The 20,342-nt window shown below is 66.2% G+C and carries 21 protein-coding genes; 8 read left to right on the top strand and 13 right to left on the bottom strand.

Annotation, left to right across the window (positions count from 1 at the left end; translation table 11 throughout):
• Positions 1-176 precede the first annotated feature (176 nt).
• Positions 177-1,424: an MFS transporter gene (locus G406_RS47220; protein WP_084216104.1), complete on the bottom strand. Its 1,248-nt coding sequence runs from the start codon at positions 1,422-1,424 to the stop codon at positions 177-179.
• A gap of 190 nt (positions 1,425-1,614) precedes the next feature.
• On the opposite strand from G406_RS47220, the gene G406_RS56855 reads away from it, so the two are divergent.
• The gene (locus tag G406_RS56855) at positions 1,615-2,280 is read left to right on the top strand and encodes a hypothetical protein (RefSeq protein ID WP_156934904.1); all 666 of its coding nucleotides are present in this window, start codon (positions 1,615-1,617) and stop codon (positions 2,278-2,280) included.
• Complete coding sequence (locus G406_RS54055) at positions 2,258-2,671, top strand: hypothetical protein (protein ID WP_028934576.1); 414 nt, start codon at positions 2,258-2,260, stop codon at positions 2,669-2,671. Before G406_RS56855 ends, G406_RS54055 begins: the two co-directional genes overlap by 23 nt.
• Positions 2,672-3,148: 477 nt before the next feature.
• Here the strand turns inward: G406_RS54055 and G406_RS59730 are convergent, their stop codons facing one another.
• From G406_RS59730 to G406_RS47195, 9 genes are all read right to left on the bottom strand, one after another.
• Positions 3,149-3,295, bottom strand: coding sequence for a transposase (locus tag G406_RS59730; RefSeq protein ID WP_425414595.1), 147 nt, complete (start codon positions 3,293-3,295; stop codon positions 3,149-3,151).
• Between the two features lie 56 nt (positions 3,296-3,351).
• Positions 3,352-3,801 (bottom strand): nuclear transport factor 2 family protein, encoded by a 450-nt coding sequence (locus tag G406_RS56850; RefSeq protein ID WP_156934903.1) that lies wholly within the window; start codon positions 3,799-3,801, stop codon positions 3,352-3,354.
• Between the two features lie 285 nt (positions 3,802-4,086).
• On the bottom strand, positions 4,087-4,497 hold the full coding sequence (locus G406_RS47210) for a hypothetical protein (protein WP_037076808.1): 411 nt from the start codon (positions 4,495-4,497) through the stop codon (positions 4,087-4,089).
• Between the two features lie 68 nt (positions 4,498-4,565).
• Positions 4,566-5,057 (bottom strand): tautomerase family protein, encoded by a 492-nt coding sequence (locus G406_RS47205; RefSeq protein WP_051342161.1) that lies wholly within the window; start codon positions 5,055-5,057, stop codon positions 4,566-4,568.
• 357 nt (positions 5,058-5,414) lie between these two features.
• Positions 5,415-6,026: a hypothetical protein gene (locus G406_RS0115655; RefSeq protein ID WP_156934902.1), complete on the bottom strand. Its 612-nt coding sequence runs from the start codon at positions 6,024-6,026 to the stop codon at positions 5,415-5,417.
• Positions 6,027-6,612: 586 nt separating this feature from the next.
• Entirely contained in the window at positions 6,613-7,563 is a 951-nt protein-coding gene (locus tag G406_RS47200; protein WP_084216103.1) for an HTTM domain-containing protein, read from the bottom strand.
• Entirely contained in the window at positions 7,560-8,081 is a 522-nt protein-coding gene (locus tag G406_RS56845) for a hypothetical protein (protein WP_156934901.1), read from the bottom strand. The genes G406_RS47200 and G406_RS56845 overlap by 4 nt, the downstream gene beginning before the upstream one ends.
• A gap of 658 nt (positions 8,082-8,739) precedes the next feature.
• A complete protein-coding gene (locus G406_RS0115645; RefSeq protein ID WP_064742934.1) occupies positions 8,740-10,218 on the bottom strand; it encodes an alpha/beta fold hydrolase in 1,479 nt (492 codons plus the stop codon).
• A 158-nt stretch (positions 10,219-10,376) separates the two neighbouring features.
• Entirely contained in the window at positions 10,377-11,999 is a 1,623-nt protein-coding gene (locus tag G406_RS47195; protein ID WP_051342158.1) for a hypothetical protein, read from the bottom strand.
• Between the two features lie 324 nt (positions 12,000-12,323).
• Between G406_RS47195 and G406_RS47190 the strand changes: the two genes are divergently transcribed.
• The 3 genes from G406_RS47190 to G406_RS0115625 all read left to right on the top strand — a co-directional run bounded on the left by G406_RS47190 (position 12,324) and on the right by G406_RS0115625 (position 15,633).
• Positions 12,324-13,280 carry an LLM class flavin-dependent oxidoreductase gene (locus G406_RS47190; RefSeq protein WP_169736707.1) on the top strand — a complete coding sequence of 319 codons (957 nt, stop codon included), beginning with the start codon at positions 12,324-12,326 and terminating at the stop codon, positions 13,278-13,280.
• A gap of 130 nt (positions 13,281-13,410) precedes the next feature.
• Positions 13,411-14,451 carry a substrate-binding domain-containing protein gene (locus G406_RS47185; RefSeq protein ID WP_051342156.1) on the top strand — a complete coding sequence of 347 codons (1,041 nt, stop codon included), beginning with the start codon at positions 13,411-13,413 and terminating at the stop codon, positions 14,449-14,451.
• Between the two features lie 99 nt (positions 14,452-14,550).
• Positions 14,551-15,633 (top strand): hypothetical protein, encoded by a 1,083-nt coding sequence (locus tag G406_RS0115625; protein WP_156934900.1) that lies wholly within the window; start codon positions 14,551-14,553, stop codon positions 15,631-15,633.
• Between the two features lie 35 nt (positions 15,634-15,668).
• On the opposite strand, the gene G406_RS0115620 is transcribed toward G406_RS0115625, so the two are convergent.
• Positions 15,669-16,136, bottom strand: coding sequence for a hypothetical protein (locus tag G406_RS0115620; RefSeq protein ID WP_028934570.1), 468 nt, complete (start codon positions 16,134-16,136; stop codon positions 15,669-15,671).
• 218 nt (positions 16,137-16,354) lie between these two features.
• Between G406_RS0115620 and G406_RS0115615 the strand changes: the two genes are divergently transcribed.
• Both G406_RS0115615 and G406_RS0115610 read left to right on the top strand, forming a co-directional pair.
• Positions 16,355-17,326, top strand: a complete 972-nt coding sequence (locus G406_RS0115615; protein ID WP_028934569.1) for an ABC transporter permease — start codon at positions 16,355-16,357, stop codon at positions 17,324-17,326.
• Positions 17,323-18,066 carry an ATP-binding cassette domain-containing protein gene (locus G406_RS0115610; RefSeq protein WP_028934568.1) on the top strand — a complete coding sequence of 248 codons (744 nt, stop codon included), beginning with the start codon at positions 17,323-17,325 and terminating at the stop codon, positions 18,064-18,066. Before G406_RS0115615 ends, G406_RS0115610 begins: the two co-directional genes overlap by 4 nt.
• 25 nt (positions 18,067-18,091) lie before the next feature.
• Here G406_RS0115610 and G406_RS56840 read toward each other — a convergent pair whose 3' ends face one another.
• Together G406_RS56840 and G406_RS0115605 are read right to left on the bottom strand one after the other, a co-directional pair.
• On the bottom strand, positions 18,092-18,541 hold the full coding sequence (locus tag G406_RS56840) for a hypothetical protein (protein ID WP_156934899.1): 450 nt from the start codon (positions 18,539-18,541) through the stop codon (positions 18,092-18,094).
• A gap of 134 nt (positions 18,542-18,675) precedes the next feature.
• Positions 18,676-19,449, bottom strand: coding sequence for an SDR family NAD(P)-dependent oxidoreductase (locus G406_RS0115605; protein ID WP_028934567.1), 774 nt, complete (start codon positions 19,447-19,449; stop codon positions 18,676-18,678).
• Positions 19,450-19,917: 468 nt separating this feature from the next.
• Between G406_RS0115605 and G406_RS0115600 the strand changes: the two genes are divergently transcribed.
• Positions 19,918-20,322 carry a hypothetical protein gene (locus tag G406_RS0115600; protein ID WP_156934898.1) on the top strand — a complete coding sequence of 135 codons (405 nt, stop codon included), beginning with the start codon at positions 19,918-19,920 and terminating at the stop codon, positions 20,320-20,322.
• Positions 20,323-20,342 lie beyond the last annotated feature (20 nt).

The raw sequence follows: 20,342 nt of genomic DNA, 5'->3' as shown, positions 1-20,342 counted from the left end.
GTGCTAGATCTTCAACAGACAGGCCAGGTTACGTCAAATTATTACTCCCGCTTATCGTGCGATTAAACGTCCTGGCGATCCCATACTGCTGGGTTACGCAGCGAGTGTTGCCCATAGCTCGAGAAAATTGTGAGGCCGAAAGTGCGTCAACGATCGAGATGTGATCTCCTGGTTTCTCAGCGCACGACTCGGTGAAGGTCGCGGACTGAGGGCGCGGCGAGTGCCCCGAGAGTCAGCGCCGCCCAGACGATCGCACCGCCGAGGGCGACGTGGGTTGCACCTAGTGCGGCGGCGATGGGTACGACGGCCAGCTGACCCAGCGGCACCGTCGCGAACGATCCGAGGTTGTCGTAGGAGGCCACCCGGGAGAGGGCGCGCTGGGGCACGTGCTGTTGCAGTGCGGTGTCCCAGGTGATGCCGGTGACCGCCGCGCCCGCTCCGGCCAGCAGCGCCGCGGTAGCGAGCCATGGCGTGGGCAGGCTCAGGCCGAGCGCGAGCAGGGGCAGGGCGAACAGGGCGGCGCCCGCCTGTCCCCAGCGCAGCGGATGGGTAGGGGTGATCCGGTACATGAGCAACCCCATGATGAGCATGCCGACCGCTTGGGCACTGAGTACGACCCCCCACCCGCCGCTGCCGATGCCGCGTTGCGCGATCGAGGGGCCGAGGACCAGCCAGACACCGGCCAGAATGAAGTTGCAGCCCGCGAAAGTAGCGACGATGACGACGACCCATGATCGGGAGCGGAACTGGTCGAAACCCTCGCGCAGGTCATCGGCAAGACTTGTCCGGGCTGCCGGGTCGGTCGGGCCGAGAGCCAATCGAGTCATGCAGAAGGCAGCCACGGCGAAGCTTGCCGCGTCGACGGCGATGGCCCAGCCGCCGCCGAAGACGGCGACGACGAGACCGGCCACGGTCGGCCCCAACACCTTGGTGGCGCTGCGCACGCTCGACATGATCGAGTTCGCCTTGGGCAGTGCGGCCGGCTCGACCAGCTGCGGTAGCACTCCACGCAGCGCGGGAGTGGTGAAGGCGGCACAGGCCCCGTTCGCCGCTTCCAGCGCGGCGATCAGTCCCAGGTGGTAGTGCCCGCTCAGCAGCACACCCGCAACGGTCGCCTGGGTCGCGAAGGCGCCGAGATTGGACGACATCAGGACCGCGTCGCGCGGTACCCGGTCGGCCACCGCGCCACCGAGCAGGAGAAACGTCAGCAGCGTGAGGCTTTGCGTGGCGAGCACGAGGGCCAGGTCCGCGCTGCGTCCGGAGGCGTCGAGCACCGCGAAGGACAGCGCGACGGGCGTCATGGATCCGCCGGCGAGCGAGACCGACTGGCCGACGAACAGCCAGCGGAACCCGCTGTACCGCCACGGCCCGGGACCAGCTCCCTCGCGAGTACCCGGGTCGTCCGGAGGAAGCTGGGCGGCCATCTCCGTATTCAAGTCAATGGGAGCTGAGAATCTGCGGTGTCTATCGTGGATCTTGATGCGCAGATGACCTTCCATCTCCTCCGACATGCCGGTTCATCCAGGCGCTTTCCGAAAGTTGAGCTGGTTTCCTGGCTGCAACAACCCTCGGGCGCTAACGTCAGCAACCCAATGATCATAGGAGTCGCTGCCGATGCAATCATCCGTTCCGTCGCTGTACTACGGCGGATACGTAGACCTCAGTGGGCATCAATTCACCCTTACGGACGGCCCGTTCCCGACCGAGACAGTCACCTTCGCCGGCAATGGACTGGTCCAAGCGGACCAGCACGGTGTACTGATCTGCACCGGGCGGGCGAACGGGAAAGTCTACGTCTCGATCACGGTCCAACCGCGCGCACCCGATCAGATCAACATCAGCAGCTGGGATGAGGTCGTCGAGCTCAGCTGGACCGCGAGCGGCGATTCGATCACACTGCACGGCCCCGCCGGACCGATGACGACTGACCTGACCTGGACGCCATCACCGCCACGCGACTACCGCCTCCGGGTGCACGCAACCGGCCGCGACGACCCGGCGGATTGGGAGGCTTATGAGCTGGTCCTCTGGCCGGCGCCACCCAGCCCTCCAGCCATACACAAACGAACCGACAAGCTCGGCCACCGGTTACGCGGCGAACCCGAGCCATCGATCGTTGAACGCCCGGAGGCCGCATGCGACTGGATACGACACGATTGGCAGCAAGATTCTGGCGCCTGTATCACTGTGGTCACCGGGCGCACGAAGGCCGAGGTGCTCGCCACTCTCGGCGCTCGGGCTGACCGCGCCCGACAGCTTGGCCAACCACGACTTCTTTGACACCGTCGGCGTCGCCACGATCGGCGACGCTGTTCTCGCCATCGAGCCCGGGGGCGCAACGGGGTTCTTCGCGTCAGCGGCGCTGTCCCAGGGAGGCCGGGCAGCCAGCTTCTTCTGGGACGTCAACGCACTGACCGCCCTGGGATTTAGCCGCGACGGCGCCGGCGTGGCCGGTGTCTCGGACTGGAACATCTACGACTTCGCCGATATCACCGATCCGGAGTCGCTGACCGCACTCGAGGGACTGGATTTCGCCGACATCCGACACTGCTACGCTCGCGCATTCCTCGCCATGGAGCGATTCACCGGAGTTGGGTTCAGCCGCGACGATATCGCGCGGATTGAAGAACGGGACGTGTTTTACCCGATCGTCGCCGCGATCAACGGGTAGGCCGCTCGTATTGGTAGCTCCGAGTGACCTGTTGCTCCTAGCGAGCTAGTACTGCAACGGCACTAAGCTTGGATCCACCGCATGAGGGAGTGTCAGGAAACCGACCTGCCCAAGGAGCTTGTCGGAGTCTGCCGGACCTACGGCATCAACCAGCCGAGCGTGGCACTGGGGAGCAGCGAGAATCGCGTGTATAAGATTTCTCCGTAGTGTTACATTGGCGATCAGTCGAATTCCGAAAGGGTGGCGTTGTCGACGCCAGCCTTCCGGATAACGGCCCACCGCGTGTATCACACTACCGGTTTCAATAAAGAAGACATAATCGAGCTGGGCGATCTCATGCACGCTACCGATATTTGTTGCGGCGGCGATGGCTATCCGCCGATTCTAGACCTGTCCAAAGTCTGTTGTTCCGTCTTTGACGTACTTGCGAGGAAGCCACGCGCGGCAAGAGTTGGCCGAGTCGGCCGACAGTGGCCGTCACACACATCCGATGTGCACCACATAAAGGATCATGTCCACCAACGCGCGGCGGGGATGCTTCTCCGGCTGGCCTCCGGTCTTGACCTCCGGCAGGATCGGCGGGATCAGAGCCCACTGCTCGTCGCTGGTGTCCGAGGCGACCAGGCCCCGATCCCCGACACCATTCCGCCGCAGCAGAACAGCGTGGGGCGACGGGTCTCTTACGGATTGGTCAGTTGTCCCGAAGCGATCGCCTCTCGAACAAAACCAACATATTTCTGCATGCTGGAGATTGGTCTCATTGTGATCCTCAGTTCTCGAACCAGCTCGTCGTCATCGAGCAACAGGTGATCGACCCCCTCAAGGAAGCTTCCATCGATCCGTGTCTCAAAGAAGAGCGCAACGGCTTTGCCTCCTCGCAACTCGGAGGTATACCGAAACTCGTCTGTGAACCCGAACGCGGTTGCGGCGAATGTCAAAGCTGCGACCGTCCGCTCTCGACCCCGAAAGGGATTGTCGACGATTGGCGGATAAAATACCACGTCCGGCGCGAGGCTCCGGCCAAGAGCATAGAGGTCATGAGCTTCGACCGCGGTACGAAACGCGTGAATGCTCTTCGGTGCCGCGTCGGCGCAAGCTGGCCGCCCATCAAGGGGTCCGAGGTTTTGCATGGGTGAATCCTCCTTCGACCTACTGAGCGCCGGAGGAGATGAATGCGTCGTGCGTCGGCGTGGCGCGGTTCTCTCCTCCGTGTTGGCTGTCTGGGTCATCTAGTTGAGTCTCATGAACAGACATAGCCTGGCGCAGGCGCGCCAAGTACCAACCTTGCTCGGGGTCAACAAACGGTAAAGATCGTGGAGCGCTTGGCGGTGTCTCAACGCCAGCCGGGATTAACCGGCCGCGTCGCGCGGTGTTGCGAAGCCGACGGAAGTGATCGGGCTGGCGCGCTCCCTTGGTCAGGCGTTGGATGCCGACCGTAGTCGATAGGTGTTGTCGGGCAGCCGTTCGATCTTCGTGGCCATGGCCTGGGCGAGGGCTTGGCCGACACTCATGGGGCGCAGCATGACCGTGACGTGCTCGACGAGGTCGTCACCGTCGAGGCGCAGCAGGAGCAGTCCTTCGGCGTCCCGGGCGGCGATTTGTCCCCGGAAGATGGCCGCGCGCGTCGCGGGCGCCTCGAAGGTGTCTGTGTAGACCAGCTCGGTGAAGTTGGCGCGCAGCACCGGTAGCATTGCGGCGACCGTGGCAGCCCCGGCGAAGGGTAGGTGCAGCACCGGGCTGTGCAACTGGGCGTTGGGGGCCAGAAGACAGGCGTACTCATTGGTGGACCGCCGCAGGATGGCTCGCTGAAACGGGTGAAACGTCACTTAGGCTCCCTGGCTGGTAAATCGAGTCCGGATTGGTGGGCGGGGCAGCGCTGCGGCGCCCCGCGCGGTCAGACTGCCACCGGGGTGCCGCGCCGTCCGGCGAGCACCTGCTCGGCGTAGGCGCGACCTTTTTCGCGGTCACCGAAGGCGAACCCGGCGATATCGGCCAGAGTGTGAATGCGCCCGCCGCCGCCCCACGTGCCATCGGGGACCTCGTTCGGGAAGACCCACACCCGCATTGGGTCACGCGAGTGGGCGCCGGCTTCGGCGTCCAGCACCGCCTCGGTGATGGCCTCGACCATGGTTCGGCGCCGCTCGTCAGTGAACTGGCCCTCGGGCACCGACGGGATGAACCGATACCGCGGCTCAGTCGCGGGAGCCCCGGCCACGAATACTGCCGCCGGCCGGTGCACGAAGATCCAGGCGATGGAGCGCACTGCGGGGTTGGACGGATCGGCGCCTTCGTGGTGGATCAGGATGTCGGTGAGGGTGGCCAGCAGCTTCTCCTCGGCTTCGACGGGCAGTGCGCCCTGTGGGATGAACGCATCGAGCATCGGCATGACACAGACCTCCGGTTCTCGCGGGATATGTTCCGCGACGTGCTGAGTTGTTCAAGTGAACTGACATTGCCACGATGAGTTTCGAATGTCAACCCAGTCACGCTGAGGTATGCACCCGGACCGGTTGCGCTACAGCGCCGAGAACTGCTCCATCCGCCGCACCCTCGACATCGTCGGCGAAAATGGAACCTGCTGATCCTGCGCGAGGCGTCTACGGGATCGCGGCTTCGCTGAGTTCCACCGTGTGCTGGGCTGCGCCAGAAACCGGCTCGCCAGGCGACTGGCGACGCTCGTCGACGAGGGCATCCTCTCGAGAGCCCTACCGCGAGTCGGGGTCAACGACCGCCACCCTGACAATCAGCGCCGTTGCAGTACTAGGCGCAACAGCAGGCCGAGGCCGAGGAACGCGAGCAGGATCGCGACGGCCACGATGAACACCTGTCGTGGGGCTGTGCGGCCGAAAGGCCTACCGAAGCGCGGATTGTTGGCGGCCGCGCCCCAGAAGATCGGAAGGACCACCGTCCCGGTGCCGACCATCGGGATACCGAGGCCGAGCATCCACCCGGCAGGGGCACCGAACACAGCCTTGAACGCGGCGTCGCCCAAGCCGAGCGAGAACGCGCCGAGTACCGACATCCCGATGCCGATCACGGAGCTCAACCCCACCGTGCCGTTCGCGACCCCGACTAGGCACTCACGGGCGAATCCGGACGGATGTTGGCCGGTGAGCGGGTCGATGAGGGTTGCCCGAGCCCCGGCTACCGACAGCAGGACGACGAACGCCAGTTCGAGTCCCCACCGCCACCCGGTGCTGAGCCACCCGGTCAAGTGCCCGTGGATCATCCCGGACACAAGATCGGCCAGTAGGACACCCAGGACGCCGACGAGGAGCACCGTGGCCGTCACCTCGGCCCGGCTCAGCTGACTGATTCGACGCCTCAGCTGATCACCTGGGCGTGGCGTGGTCATGCTCGCTCGTTCGCTCGATAGTGCGGCAGGCTCGCGCCGTGTCGGCGCCGATCAAGCATGCGAATCGTCGCCTATGCACTGATAGACCACGAGCTACCTCGGGACGACGAGGGGAGGCGTCCCCTGTCGCTGTCACTCCATGTAGGAAGGACCAGGCACACCCCACTCCGGATGTTCCGGATTCCAGCCTGTCGACGGCGAAGGAGCTTCTCCTCCACCACCACATGTAGACCCATCAGAAGGGCAACTGCTGCTGCCGGCACGATGAAGTTCGTGGGCCTGGGCAGTGCCCACCCCAAACACTGCGGTGATACCCATGACAGTCGCGACAAGAACGAGTTTCGATCGTGGGCTCACTGGCAACCTCACAGTTTCTCGGATTTCGGACCACATCAACTGCGTGATCCCCGCTATGGGATCGCCAGCGCGATTAATCGCGCGATAATAGAAGGTAATCATTGGACCTGATGATCACGGAGTGTGGCCGGGTGAGCAGTGATGTTCCACGAAACGAACCGAGATCGTGAGCGCCACCCTGCGGATGCCTGCGCCGAACCAGGCTGCTCTCGGTGCGGAAGACGTGCAGTTACCTGGCTGGTAATTGCCCGAGGCTGTGGCCGCCAGCCGACACTGTGCGGCCGCGTAGGCGGCCGCGCAGGGCCAGCGCGTATCGGTTGACCGTGTGGGCAGGGATGAACGCCAGATATGCAGTGAGGATTGTCCAGCTGAAGAAACCTACCTCGATGGAGTACTCGATTGACAGGTGCAGTAGGACGCCCAGGCCGAGTACCCACGGTCTAGTTGATCGATTCCATATCAGTAATCCAAGAGCCAGTTCGACTATCAACGTTCCGTATGTCAGAATCTCGGTGATGGTCACCGAGTGAGTGATGAAGGAGGGGGTAGGAAAGCGGTGCATATCTTCGATCCGGAGAGCGTAGGACACCGCCGTTCCGTTTCGCCACTGCTCACCGCTGATTTTGTGTGCAAACGCCGACAGATAGATGATGCTCAGCTGGATTTGGATCAGGCGTAGCGCCCACGGAGCCCGTCTAGGAGATTCCCAAAAGCGATCAGGATTGGTGCGTAGTCGATCCAATGACAATGCCGCACCAGCCGGGGAGAGCGCGCAGTACAGTGCGAGGATGCGGAGCAGGTCGTCGCCTGAGTTCAGTACCAGAGGGTTGTCGCGGTTGAAAGAGAGAATCCCGAGAAATACGACGACAGCCGCGAGCCTGGTGCGGAACCCGACGGTGAGCGCGATCGCCCCCACGAACGTCATGACGAAGAGTATGGTGATCGCCGGTCTGCCCGGGTATAGGAACAACAGCCCCCATGTGCCGGGATGCATCGGGGTCGGCTTGGGCATGATTCCGTCAGGACCGAACAAGATGAAGAGATCGCGCCACAACGATGCGGTCCATAGCGTTGCGACCAAACCGAATGCGATGCGGAACACGGCAAGAGGCGCCGTCGATTGAGGTTCGAACCAGAAGCGGTTCCATCCCGTGAGAATCCGGGATATGAGGTGGTTCATGCCGGGCTGCCCAGAACCTGGGTGAACAGGTCAGAATTGAGCCATGGTCCCCGTTCAGGTCCGGGTCCGGGAGGAAAGGACCGTGACGTGTAACGCAGGATTGTCACGCGGATCGGCTGTCGCCCCTCGGCCCGCGCCCGGTTCGCCAGGTGTTCGGTGAAGGGTCGCCACAGACTGTTCTTACCGCCCACCGAGAGGTACACGGCGAAGGTGCATCCGTGATAATCCTGGTAGGCCGCAAATCCGGATCGACAGGGGAAATTCCAGAAAGACGACATTCCATCCGCGTAGTCGACGCGGCTTTCGACGTGCACCGCCGTGTCCGCCGGATTTGGTGCGAAGACGTCCCAGCGCTGATCGAGGCCGGTGGCGTAGAGGTACGGAGCGGCGATGCCGCTCAGCCGGCCCTTGATCCCTGATTCGGGGAGGTTCGTCAGAATGACCGCAGTCAGAGTTGGGATTAAAAAAAAGCTGGTCAACACTTTACCGAACGTGGTGCTCTCCACACGCTCTTGCATCCCGTCAACTCCTCGAAATGATCTACGGAAGAGTTGGATTGTCGGCCCGGAACCTCGGGAATCCGGGCCGACGATGAGCGTTACGAGATTATCGTGTCAGCTCGTGGCGAGTCATCTTGTTACGCCCTTCCGAACACGTGCGGGGGGCCGCCGGGCGTATCCGCCGGCGCATCCTCGGGGTGCTGGTTAGGAGAAGAATCTCCTGCCGCGGCTGGGGGTTTGTCCGGCCCTGGAGTACCGTCTGCATAGGGTCCGTATGCTCCTGGCATACGATCCGGGCCGCCACCTTGCCACTCGTTAGTCGGTTGGCCCTCCACGCCCACAGGGGCGCATGCTGGGGAGCCGCCGCAGCCAGACGAACACGGTCGAAGCAATCCTTGCCGAAACGCGCATCGCGCGATTCTCCATTCTGTCACCGCAAGTCGAACTTGAGTATGACGACTTTCGGGGTCTAATGGTCTCGCCCCGTCGGGCTATCTCGAAGGCGCCCTAGACAGCCAAAAGAGGCTGCTGGTAACTCATTCTAACCTGCCCCAGGTTAAGTAGAAGCTATGGGACGTTTAATAAATCCGAGCGGTCATCTTCATTTCAGTTCAATGCATGGATGTATTCGGGAAGTCACGTCCGGTGCCATCAACGGCCGCTGAAAGCAGAGTGGCTACGGGGTCGCGGTCAGGAACTTTGCGACTGCTTGTCGGCCGGCTGGGCCGTTGTCGGCGTTCTGGGTGATGTGGCCGGAGCCGGGGATGACCACGAGGGTGCCGTGGGGGGCGCGGGCGGCTTCCTGTTGGGTCCAGGCCAGCGGGGTGTTCAGGTCGTGGTCGCCTGCCAGCAGCAGTGTCGGTACCGGTGGCAGCATGCGGCCGGCCTGGAACGGTGCCACCTCGGTGGCGGGCCATTGCAGGCAGGTCCGCACCGCGCCGTTGCCGGTGGCGGTGTCGCGGTCGAACGGGAAGAACGCCGTATCGGGCAGTCCGGCGATGGCTCGGGCGGCGAGCGGGCCGCGTTCGCCGATCGGGGTGGTGGCGGTCCACGGCGCGAGCAGGTCTTCGCAGACGCTGGCGGTGTGCAGACCTTGGCTCAAGTGTGCGGCTTCGACCGCGGCGTCTTTGTGTTCGCCGGCGATCAGCGTGTCGAGGGCGGTGTAGTCGCCGCCCGCCGCCGCGTGCAGCACCGCCGCCACGGTGGTCAGTCGGGGCTTTCCGCTGGTCAGGCCAGTGATGAGGTCGAGTAGCTGGGGGCCGTTGTGCCGGGCGTGCACGACCTGTGCAAGGTCGTGTGCAGGGTCGGTGGTGCAGTGCGTTTCCCGGCAGGCCATCGCGAGGACCTGCGCGGCGCGAGGGAACACCGCGATCCCGGTCAGGTCGAGACCGTCGTGCGGAACGACCGAGTCGAGCACCAGCGCGGCGACCCGGTCAGGGTGGGCGAGGGCGTAGCGCTCGGCGAACAGCGAGCCGTAGGAGCTGCCGTCGAGGGTCAGCTTGTCCACGCCCAACGCCACCCGCAGCGCTTCGAGATCGGCCACCGAGTCGGCGGTGGTGTAGAAGCGGCGGGCCTCGCCGAGGGCGTGTGCGCAGGCCTGCACCGATCCGGGCGGCGGCAGCGCGAGGTCGGATGCGCCGAGGGCCTGCTGCAGCTGCGGGCACTGCAGCGCGTTGGGGCCGGTGCCGCGTTGGTTGAGGAACACCACCCGGTATGCCTGCTTGACCGACGGTTCGATCTCGTGCGCGGTGATGTCGGATGCCAGCGCCACCCCTGGCACGCCGGGGCCACCGATCAGCCGGACCAGCACACCGCGTGGCGCGTTGGCGTTGTCCGCCACCGCCACCCGCAGTGCGATGTCCCCGGATTCCACCGGTCCGGAACGCAGCCCTCGGTGGTCCAGTGGCACCCGCAGCGTCGAACAGCTGAAGCTCACCCCGCCGAAATCATTGACCGGAGCCGGTTCGCCGGGCTTGGCGGTGGCGCCGAGCTCGGCCGGATCGCAGGGCACGCTATCGGCGAGCGCGGGCGACTCGACTGTCGCCGTGGCGCACCCGGACAACCCGGCGCAGCCCAGCGCAGCGGCGAGCACGATTCGCAGCACTACGTCTTTCGTCCGTGACGAGACGATCCCGTGGCGATACGTCGGAGCCATCACTGATTCCTCACTGAACCGGGCATCCGCCCCGCATTAGGGGATCAGTATTGAGGAAACAGCGAGGAATGGGCAAATCGACTATTTATCATGGCAAGGTTTCGTGATCTCGTATAACCGAACATCCTCCCTGCCGCGAGTCAATTCGCGAGAGCCTGTCAAGCGTGCGAGGGAAGCGCGCAGAAACATCTCGGCATCTGCCGCATCGCCAGGTCACGCGGCTCGGCCACCTCCCTGTGGTAGCTGCGCAGCTGCGCCAGCCGCAGCTCACCGACCAGGTCGCGGCGCACCCAGTCCGTGCTTCCCCCGGTTGACCCGATTTCCGCATATCGGTTGGTCAGCCGAGGGTCTGTCACGAGTCCGGTGATCGTCGACCACCCGCCGTGGCTTTTGATGAAGGTCGGCCGCACCTCGTCGAATACGTGGTTCCGTAGCCCACCCCAGTCCTGCCTGTGCCAGAAACCCGCCATGGCCGCATCGGTCAGACCGGCCAGGTCGACGATCCGCACCGGGGACACCAATGCAGCCCCGCCGACATCCGGTGCCAGCACCGTCGCCCGCGCGGCCCCGACGATCCGGGCGTATCCGGCGATGTTGTCTCCGGTGTTCGCCGCGACCAGGCACAGCGGCGCGGTTGGTGCGGTCCGGAAAGCGCGCGCGGCGTCGATCAGCGTGCCAGACGACACCGCGGCGGCGGCGACCGCGAGCGCGGCGACCACCGTCCGGCTGGGAACCGCCAGTGTGGGTAGCACCCGTGCGGAGGCGACGGCCGAGGTCAGAGTGGCGAGTGTCCAGACGGGGGTGGCGAATCGGTACTCGCCCATCCAGTCGGCATTGAGCACCGCGAACGCGGCGATCGCGAGGACGAGGGGTACTGACAGCGCGACGAGTCCGGCGCGGCCCGGCCAGGGGCGAGCGAGCGCGAGCGCGACCATGCCGGTGGCGATGAGCACGGCGGGCCACCCGAGGTAGCTCACGAGCTCGACGGGACGGTGCAGGGAGTCGAGGTCCGGCAGGCCCTGCGATTTGGCGAGCGCCGTGTTCGGTAAGAACTCGCCGAACGTGCTGATCCGCCACCCGAGGTAGAGCCCGGTGGGCACTGCGAACGCCACCGTGCTGACCGCCACAGCGGCGGCGGCGCGGGAGAACTGTCCGGCACGCAGCAGAACCAGGACGACGAGCGGATAGACGCCCGCATAGATCACGCCGTCCGGGCGGGTGAGCGAAGCCAGAGCCGCGAACAGTCCGCAGGCCACCGCCGGCCCGAGGCAGTGCAGTCGGCACCCGGCCGCCGCGTGCGCCACGACGGCGGCCAGCCCGGCCACCGCGAACGCCAACAGCCCGTTCTCCAGGCCGCTGAACGTCCAGATCGCAAACGATGGTGTGCAGGCCAACGCGGTACCCGCGCCGATCGTCACCAGCGCGGGCCGCGAGGTCAGTGCACGAGCCGTCAGATGAAAACAGACGAAGACCCCCACAGCGCTCAGTAGTCCCAGTAGCTTCGGGTAGGCGACGACGTCGGGCACACCGAGCCACGAACCGTGGTCGAACAATCCCAGCCAACGCCCGGCTACCAGTAGGCCCAGCCAAGCCGGATTGGAGTAGCCCTCGACCGGATCGGCACCGCGCTGCAGCACCGGTCCCAACCCGCTCGCGATCGAGCGGGCATAGGCGAACGTGATGGCGGCGTCGTCCACGATCCATCGGCCGTAGAGCCAGCCGTGTGCCGCGAGCATGCCGGTGGGTACCGCGACAGCCAGCGTGGCGCCGGACCGGCTCATCGCACTGGATTCAGCAAGCCGGGTCGTACGTCAGAAGCGGCGGAATTCGTGACTGATCACCAGTACGGTGTTCCATTCCGGGGTTTCTCCACGAGTTCGGCGCGCGCCGCCGGACCTCAATCCATAGAGTCAGATGATCTCTGACGGTAGCTCGCCGCTGGTTAATCAAAAGCTATGGAATGATTAATGCTCCAAGCGTTGAGGCAGCGGATGGAATAGCTGAGCCGCCTATTCCTCGTGGCAGAGTTTCGTGATCCTGTATATCCTATGGTGGCCTCCCTTTTGTTCAAGATCCGGGTTCGGTGGATGCGTGAGGGTGGCCGCATGAGCGATGACCAGGAAGTTCGATTCGGGGCGTTCGTGTTCACCAGCCGATACGAGGGCCAGTCCGGTGCGGAGGTGCTGGCATGCGGTGTCGCCTCGGCGGAGGCCGCCGAAGCGGCCGGGTTCGACGACGTCTGGGTGACCGAGCACCACTTCGTCCCGTTCGGGGTCAATCCGTCCGCGTTGACGTTCGCGGGCTACCTGCTCGGCCGTACCAACAGGGTGCGCGTCGGAACGGCGGTGACCATCCTGCCGCTGCATTCGCCGGTTCACGTCGCCGAGCAGGCCGCGCTGCTCGATCATCTGTCGGGCGGGCGATTCGATCTCGGGGTGGGTCGCTCGCAACCGGTGGTGGACTACGAGGTCATCGGCCGCGGAGTCGGCTACTGGCAGCGGGGGCTGCCCGAGGCGTTGGATCTGACCCTGGCGGCCCTGTCCGGGCCGGTGTCGGCCGACTCGGGGCTGTACCGGTTCCGTGAGGTGACCCCGGCGCCCGGTCCCACCGAGGCGGGCCGTACCCCGGTCTATCTCGCCGCGACCTCACCGGCCTCGGTGCGGCTGGCCGCCACCCGGGGTGTGCCCATGCTGATGTTCTTCGACAAGGACGCCGAGGCGAAAGCGGGGATGATCGCCGAGCACGGCCGGCTCGCCGAGTCCGCGGGGCATCCCGGCTCCGGCTATCCGCACGGCATGGCGGTGTTCGCGCACGTCAGTGACCACGCCGACGAGGCGCGGTTGGCGATGCGTCGGACGGCTCAGGAGTACGTCCGCTCGAACAACGAGTACCAGCTGTTGCTGGACGTGCCCCAGCGGATCGACCCTCGGCGCCCGGAGGCGGATCTGGTCGAAGGGCTGACCGAGTCCGTACTGGCCACCCACCCGTTGGGCACCGTACAGAACTGCATCGATCGCCTCGTCGACCAGATCAGGATCTCGGGCTGCCGGCGCGTCCTGTGACAGGTCGAGGTCAGCGGTGACCACGACAGCGTGCTGGCCAACATCAAACGGTTCGGGCAGGAAGTGCTTCCCGAGGTTCGCGGACGGATCACGGTACGTTGATCTCGGGCGATGCCGGGGGGAGGTCACCATGGACGGGGCGAACCGCGTTCGAGCGGGAGTGACCGGGGTGCTCGCCGCGCTGACCGTGGCGGGCCTCGCCGCCTGCGCGGGCGGTGAACCGGCTGGAAACGCGGTGTCCACCGGTCACCCCCGGATCGCGGTGGTGATCAAGGGGGTGGACAACCAGTTCTTCCAGGCTATGCGCGACGGTATCGAGGACAGCGGCGCCGCCTCGGGGACCTCGGTCACCGTGCAGGCCGCCACGGCGATCACCGACACCACCGGTCAGGCCGACAAGCTCAGCGGGCTCGCCGGCCAGGACTACGGCTGCTACCTGGTCAACCCCATCTCCGGTACGAACCTGGTGCAGGGCATCGCCCAGCTCGCGGCGAGCGGCAGGGCGATTGTCAACATCGACAGTCCGGTCGATCCGATCGCCGCGCGGGCGGTCGGTGCGAGGATCGCCACCTACATCGGTACCGACAACGTCGCGGCCGGGGCGATGGCGGCTCGACGGCTCGCCGCGCTGTTGCCGCCATCGGGCGGTGAGGTCGCCGTGGTCGGCGGTATCGCAGGTGATGTGACCAGCGGAAACCGCATCCAGGGTTTCGTCGGGGCGCTCGGCCCCGGTATCCGGGTCGTGCAGACAGCGGCCGCCGACTGGGATCGCCAGCAGGCACTGACCAAGGCGACCGACATCCTGGCGGCCAGCCCGAGAGTGGCCGGATTCTTTGCCGCCAACGACGACATGGGGCTCGGGGTTGCTCGCGCCGTCGCCAATGCCGGTCGAGTCGGTCAGGTTCAGGTGGTCAGCGTGGACGGCAATCCGGACGCGCTGGCGGCGGTGCGGAGCGGCGAGCTGGCCGCGACCGTCGCCCAGTACCCGTACGCGATCGGTGAGATGGGCGTCGACGCCTGCCGCGCCGCAGCATCCGGGGCGAGCCTGCCCACGAAGGTCGACGCTCCGGTCGCGCTGATCACCACAGACGATGTGGATCGTGCCATCGCCGCCGCGCCGAAACCATTCACCGAATACACCAATCCGTTCCCCGCGCTGATCAAGAAATGAACGCCGAGGAGAGCCTCTTAGTGATGTTCCGGATAACGGACCCCTAAATGTGGCAGCGCAATCTATCGGGATTCGAATTCCGCCCGCTAGATTGCCGCGATGCTTTCCCGGATCGGGCGAATCCTCCCGTTGATCGTCGTCATTCTCCTCGCGGTGTGGTGGAGCATCGATCTGACGCTGTTCCAAGGTTTCGTCGAGCTCAAGTACTCCAGCGGTCTCCTCGGTCCGCCGCCCAGCGGCGCCTACTGGGCCAGGGACGTGCGGATCTCGATGATCGTGCTGGCCGCCGCGGCGTTCATCTGGGCCGGCCGAGGAGACCGCCGGATCGCGTGGCGTGCGGTGCTCGGCATCGTCGGCTGGATCGGCCTCGACGTGCTGCTGGACCGGTTCAACGTCTCCGGAATCACCTCGTGCGTGCTGCTCGCCGTCGTGGCGTGCGCGGCGCTGATCATTCTGTGGCGGCTCACCGTGCAGCGGGTCGTCCGGCCGAGTGGCCCGCGACGCGGGCGCGGTCCGATATCCGCCGCACCCACAGGCCCCGGAGTGCTCATCGTGACGGCGACCGTCTCCGCGACACTGGCGGCGGTGGGCAGTCTGGTCAGCTCGCCGGAGACGGCCCTCGGGTCGATGTCCTGCGGCCTGATCGTCGGCGGTCTCGGCACGATCATCGCCATCGGCTGTGCGGTCACCGCCTCCCCGGCTCCCCGACGTCCGATGGGCGTGGTGGTCGTGTCGGCGGTGGTCGAGGCAGCGGTGTTGTTCCAGGCGTGGCGGCGCATCGACGGCACACCGGTCAACGGGATGACGTGGTACTACGAGCTGTTGGTGTACTCGACCAACATCGTCGTCGCGCTGCTGTTCGCCGTCATCACCGGGTATGTCGAGGCGGCCCGGGGATCGCGCGGCTGGTCGTCCAGTGCCGCGATCAGCATCGTCGGCGCCACCGTCGTGTACTGGGGGGCTGTCTCGGCCATGGTGCGGTTGCTCGGTGCGCCCTTCGTGCTACCCGCCCGTGACCTGCTCACGAACCTGGCGGGCAACGTGCCGATCAGCGGCGCGGGCACCAACCTGACGGTGGCGTGGCTGGCGGTCCTCGTCGGCCTGATCGTGGGCCCGGTCATCGCGGCGGCTGCGGCACATTCGACCCACCGGCCCGCCAGCCAGCCGACCTCACGGCGCTGAGCGGCGGGCTGGATTCAGCGGAGACACTAGTGTGCTCACTCGGGCAGTTGGTGTCGCCGTTCCTGTTCCTGCAGGCGCTCATAGTTCGCGGCGTGCCAGCGGGCTTGCTCCTGCGCGGTCAGCGCGTTGTAGTGCGTCCAGGCCTGTACGGCGTGGCGCCGGCCGGTATAGCGGCACCAGAGGCACGACTGTGGCCTGCGCGTTCGGTGGCGGGCACGGTGACGCAGGTACTGCGCGGTGAATGCGGCGACCCAGATCACCGTCACACCGACCCACCACCATCGCACCGGGTCGAAGCCGAGGAGCCCGACCCCGATGAAGGGGATGAACGCGATGGTCAGCGGGTGGCTGGTCACCGGCGACAGGGGCGGCATGGCGGGCGGCGGGACGAGTACGTGCTGGGGATGGACCCAACCGGTTCCCCGCAGGTACTCCCGGTCTTGCTCGGTGAGTTCGTCGGCGACGCAACCGGGGCAGTTCTCGAGGTGAGGCTGGTCAGCCATCGGGCGGTCCGATCTGTACGGTCACTGCTGATTCGACGACATCATGCCGGGCGTGGGCAGGCTGTCAGACCTGTCACGACAACCGTGTCACCCTACAGCGGACCCACGACGACTCCCCGGTCGCAGAGGTGGCTTCCGGGAGGCTCGGGGCTCCCGCGCGGACACACTCGTCCGATTTGCGTCAGTGACCAACATCCGGTCCCGGCGTTGATCAGACAGTGAAGGGATCCGATGAACCGGTTCGGGCGACCGTGTTCGGCAGAGTGCTGAGCGACGGTGGATTCTGGGCCGACTGGGCGGTCGTGATCGGCCTCGCGGTCATGCTGGTGGTCTTCCAGTTCGCAGATCCGACCTATCTGTCCAGCGGCAACATCAGCTCGATACTGGTCGCCTCGGCGATCCTGGTGGTGCTCTCGCTCGGTCAGACGTTCGTCGTGCTCACCGGTGGCATCGACCTGTCGGTGGCGTCGGTGATGACCTTCAGCGCCGTGTTGTTCGGCCTCGGGGTGCGCAACGGCTGGAGCATCGTCGGCTGCGGGCTGCTCGCCGTGCTGGGCGGGGCGTTGTTCGGCGCCGTCAACGGGCTGCTCATCGGCCGGGTCCGGGTCACCGACTTCGTCGTCACGCTGGGTGGCCTCTCGGCGGCCTCCGGGCTGGCGTTGATCGTCGCTGACGGCAAGCCGGTCACCGTCGTCGATGCGGGGCTGTTGAAGCTGGCCGCGGGCGGATTCGGTGGCGTCGGCGGGGCGGTCCTGGTGGCGGGGACGCTCGCGATACTGGCGCATCTGGTGCTGTTCCGCACCCAGTGGGGTACCCACGTGCTTGCGGTGGGTGGGTCGCCGGAGGCCGCCGTCGCCACCGGGATCAGCGTGGCGGCGATCAAGATCGCCGTCTACACCGTGTGCGGAACCCTGGCGGGTTCGGCCTCGATCCTGCTGGTCGCCAGGGTGGGGGCGGCGGAGCCCGCGGCGAACACCTCGTTCCTGCTCAATTCGGTCGCCGCCGTGGTGCTCGGCGGGGCCAGTCTGGCCGGTGGCCGGGGTAACATCGTCGGTCCGGTGCTCGGTGCGCTGCTGCTGACCGCACTGTCCAACGGCCTGACCATGCTCGGTGTGTCACCCTTCTACCAGCCGGTTGCGGTGGGCGTTGTGGTGGTGTTGGCGGCGATCCTGACGAGGTTCCGAACGTGACGATCTTGCTGGAGGCGAGGGACGTCTCGTTGGCGTTCGGTGGCGTTCGCGCGTTGCGGCAGGTCTCGCTGAGCCTGCGTGACGGGGAGATCACCGCGCTGGTAGGGGACAACGGAGCGGGGAAGTCCACCCTGGTGTGCTGCATCAGCGGCATCCACCGCCCGGACCGGGGTGGGTTCGTCTTCGAGGGCCGCGAGGTCACCTTCGAGACGCCCCGACATGCCCGCGAGGCGGGTATCGAGACCGTTCACCAGAATCTGGCCCTGGTCGAGGATCTGACGGTGTGGCAGAACCTGTTCCTGAACCGGGAGATCGTGCGTGGTCGCGGTCCGCTCTCGTTGCTGCGCCGTGGCGTGATGAAACGCAAGGCGGCGGCGATGGTGGCCGGGCTCGCGGTGAACCTTCCGACCGTCAGCTCGCGGGTGCGGCGATTGTCCGGCGGCCAGCGTCAGGCGGTGGCCATCTGCCGAGCCGCCGGGTTCAGCTCCAGGCTGGTGATCATGGATGAGCCGACGGCCGCGCTCGGGGTGCGGGAGACCCGCCGCGTCGAGGAGCTGATCTGCAGGCTGCGCGACGAGGGGCATGCGGTGCTGCTGGTCAGTCACAACTTCGACCAGGTCATGCGGTTGGCCGACCAGGTGTGGGTGATGCGGGCCGGTCACTGCGTGGCGGGCAGGCGGGTCGCCGGGACCAGCGCGGAGGAGATCGTCGCGCTCATCACCGGCGCTCAGGCCGCCTGAACGCCAGGTGCGCCGAGCACCGCGCTCAGTGCTGGTTGACGCCTGGCCGCGGGGGACCCATCGGGTGGGGACCCATGGGATGGGGACCCATGGGGCGGGGACCCGAAGCCTGCTGGTGAGCGTTCGTCTGGATGTGGCCCTGATTGCCCATGGCCGGGGCCGGGCCGCCGGCCTGCGCGTTCGGTGCCTGCGCCGGGCCGCCCTGCTGGTCAGACCCGGGTCCCTGCCTACCGCCGGGCCCGTGCTGACCCCCCTCGTGCTGCCGATGTCCGGATGGACCGTGCTGGCCGTGACCGCAGTCCGGCCCGCCGCAGCCGGACCCACCGCCGTGCCGGCCGTGCTCCGGAGAGGAGTGGGATGCACCCCCGTCGCCGGTTGACGGATGTGCCTCGGCGGGCCCGGCCAGCAGCGCAGCGGCGCCGGTGAGCATGGTCAGCATGGACGCCGCGACAACGGCCCTGCGGGTACGGCTCATCGGGTGGTTCGCTCCTCGAGTTCGCTCGGCTGACCCGCCCACATCACGAACGGCGCGGGCGGTGTGCGCGCACTCCATCAGCGGTGGGATTAACGACGCGCTAAGCCCGGCGTTTTTTTGGCTCTTGCCTGGACTCAGACCTCGTTGCGGGTGCCACCGTCGATGACGAGGTCGGAGCCGTTGATGTTGGATGCCGCCCCGGAGGCGAGGAACACGACGAGCGCCGCGATCTCGGCCGGTTCGGTGATGCGGCCGGTGGACATGGTGAACGCGGCGGGCAGCGCTTCGAGGAATTCCTGGCGGGAGACGCCTGCCATGGTCGCGAGCGCATCGCCGGTGCTACCCGCTTCGGTCCACACCGCAGTGCGTACCGGTCCGGGTGAGATCGTGTTGACCCGGATGCCTCGCGGGCCGAACTCCTCGGCGAGGGCTTTGCCGAGGTTGGCCAGCGCCGCTTTGGCAGCTGAGTAGTCGACCAGCGGGGACGCCGGAATTCGGGCGTTGACCGAGCCGATGTTGATGATGTGACCTCGGCGTTCGAGGATGCTGGGCAGCGCGGCTCTGCTGGCTCGGATCGCGCTCATCAGGGTCAGCTCAAGGGTGTGCCGCCACTGGTCGTCGGTGACGGACAGGAACCCGCCCACGTGCGGCCCGCTCATCCCCGCGACGTTGTTGACCAGCAGGTCGATCCCGCCGAGCTCGGTCAGCGCTGCCTCGATCAGGCGGTCGACTCCCTCGGCGGTTCCGAGATCCACCGGGACGGCGAGCGAGGTGACCTCCGTCAGCTCGGCGCTGATCGTCCGAGCGCCGGCAACCACCTGGTATCCCGCTTCGCGCAGCGCTGCAGCTATGGCCAGCCCGATGCCCTTGCTCGCGCCGGTGACGACCGCGGTCCTGGTCTCTGGCACGACGGTCCCTTTCGACGATGCGGTATACGGTCAGGGAACACCGCCACGGCCGGCCCGGTTGCGGTGCGCGGATCCGTCACCACGGTACGTGCACTCGGCCGATGCGCATTCGGTGATCGGGTGGGGAAGCCGTGCTGGAAAACGTTCCCCGAAATCAGACTCTTAAGAGTTCGATAATTGAGGAATAAATTGCCGGCCGGAGAGTTTCTGTGTCGAATTTCGGAGACGGATCCGTGGGAGGCTCATCGTCGGGGAGGCACGGCGGAGAGACTCTGGCCCCCGACGCCGCTCGTGCCTCCTCGGTACTTCTCGCTCGTGATGTTGTCACCGGCTCGGGAAGACATGGTCGCGTTCGGCGCGTGGGAGGCTGTCATGGACGCTGAGAAGACCCCGGTCAAGAAGAGTCCCACCACTCGGTGGGCCGACTGGGAACTCCGTTTTCGCACTCTCGGCACACACGCTTCCCGCGTGACCCGTCGAAGGCTGGCGGTGGGTTACCTGGTGTGCGTGGCGGTTGAGTCCGCCGTGGCGCTGTGGCGGTCGTTCGCGCTGACACCGGGTCTGGTCGTCTGTGCGGTGCTGATGCTCATGATGGGCAATGCGGTGCAGGACATCGAGGCGGCACTGGACGAGAAGCGGGCCCGCCTGCGCGACGTCTACCGCCGGCGCGCGTATGCAGTGCTCGCCGGCTACGGCACGATCGTCGTTTTCGCCCTCCTCATCGTCATGTCCTACGCGCCCTCGATCGGCCGCGAGGTCGTCACCGTCGTGTTCTGGCCTCAACTCCTGCTGGGCTTCGCGCTACCCACTCTGATCACAAGCTGGTCGTTGCCGGAGCTCGACCTGCTGACCTCGCGGGATACCATCAGGTAACCCTGTGCGGTATACTTCAG

The sequence above is a fragment of the Actinospineispora spinosispora DSM 44797 genome (genome assembly GCF_000429025.1).
Classification (GTDB): Bacteria; Actinomycetota; Actinomycetes; order Mycobacteriales; family Pseudonocardiaceae; genus Pseudonocardia; species Pseudonocardia spinosispora.
Note: the sequence above shows the minus strand (reverse complement) of the source record. Positions and strands in the feature narration are given on the sequence as shown.

Bases quoted from the DNA above. Each gene is read 5' to 3' on its own strand.
- G406_RS56845 (WP_156934901.1), bottom strand. From the start codon at position 8,081: ATGCAAGAGCGTGTGGAGAGCACCACGTTCGGTAAAGTGTTGACCAGC.
- G406_RS47205 (WP_051342161.1), bottom strand. From the start codon at position 5,057: ATGCCGATGCTCGATGCGTTCATCCCACAGGGCGCACTGCCCGTCGAA.
- G406_RS56840 (WP_156934899.1), bottom strand. From the start codon at position 18,541: ATGAGCCGTACCCGCAGGGCCGTTGTCGCGGCGTCCATGCTGACCATG.
- G406_RS47220 (WP_084216104.1), bottom strand. From the start codon at position 1,424: ATGGCCGCCCAGCTTCCTCCGGACGACCCGGGTACTCGCGAGGGAGCT.
- G406_RS47195 (WP_051342158.1), bottom strand. From the start codon at position 11,999: ATGAGCCGGTCCGGCGCCACGCTGGCTGTCGCGGTACCCACCGGCATG.
- G406_RS0115645 (WP_064742934.1), bottom strand. From the start codon at position 10,218: ATGGCTCCGACGTATCGCCACGGGATCGTCTCGTCACGGACGAAAGAC.
- G406_RS0115620 (WP_028934570.1), bottom strand. From the start codon at position 16,136: ATGGCTGACCAGCCTCACCTCGAGAACTGCCCCGGTTGCGTCGCCGAC.
- G406_RS0115625 (WP_156934900.1), top strand. From the start codon at position 14,551: ATGCTTTCCCGGATCGGGCGAATCCTCCCGTTGATCGTCGTCATTCTC.
- G406_RS47190 (WP_169736707.1), top strand. From the start codon at position 12,324: ATGAGCGATGACCAGGAAGTTCGATTCGGGGCGTTCGTGTTCACCAGC.
- G406_RS56850 (WP_156934903.1), bottom strand. From the start codon at position 3,801: ATGCAAAACCTCGGACCCCTTGATGGGCGGCCAGCTTGCGCCGACGCG.
- G406_RS47185 (WP_051342156.1), top strand. From the start codon at position 13,411: ATGGACGGGGCGAACCGCGTTCGAGCGGGAGTGACCGGGGTGCTCGCC.
- G406_RS56855 (WP_156934904.1), top strand. From the start codon at position 1,615: ATGCAATCATCCGTTCCGTCGCTGTACTACGGCGGATACGTAGACCTC.
- G406_RS0115655 (WP_156934902.1), bottom strand. From the start codon at position 6,026: ATGACCACGCCACGCCCAGGTGATCAGCTGAGGCGTCGAATCAGTCAG.
- G406_RS47200 (WP_084216103.1), bottom strand. From the start codon at position 7,563: ATGAACCACCTCATATCCCGGATTCTCACGGGATGGAACCGCTTCTGG.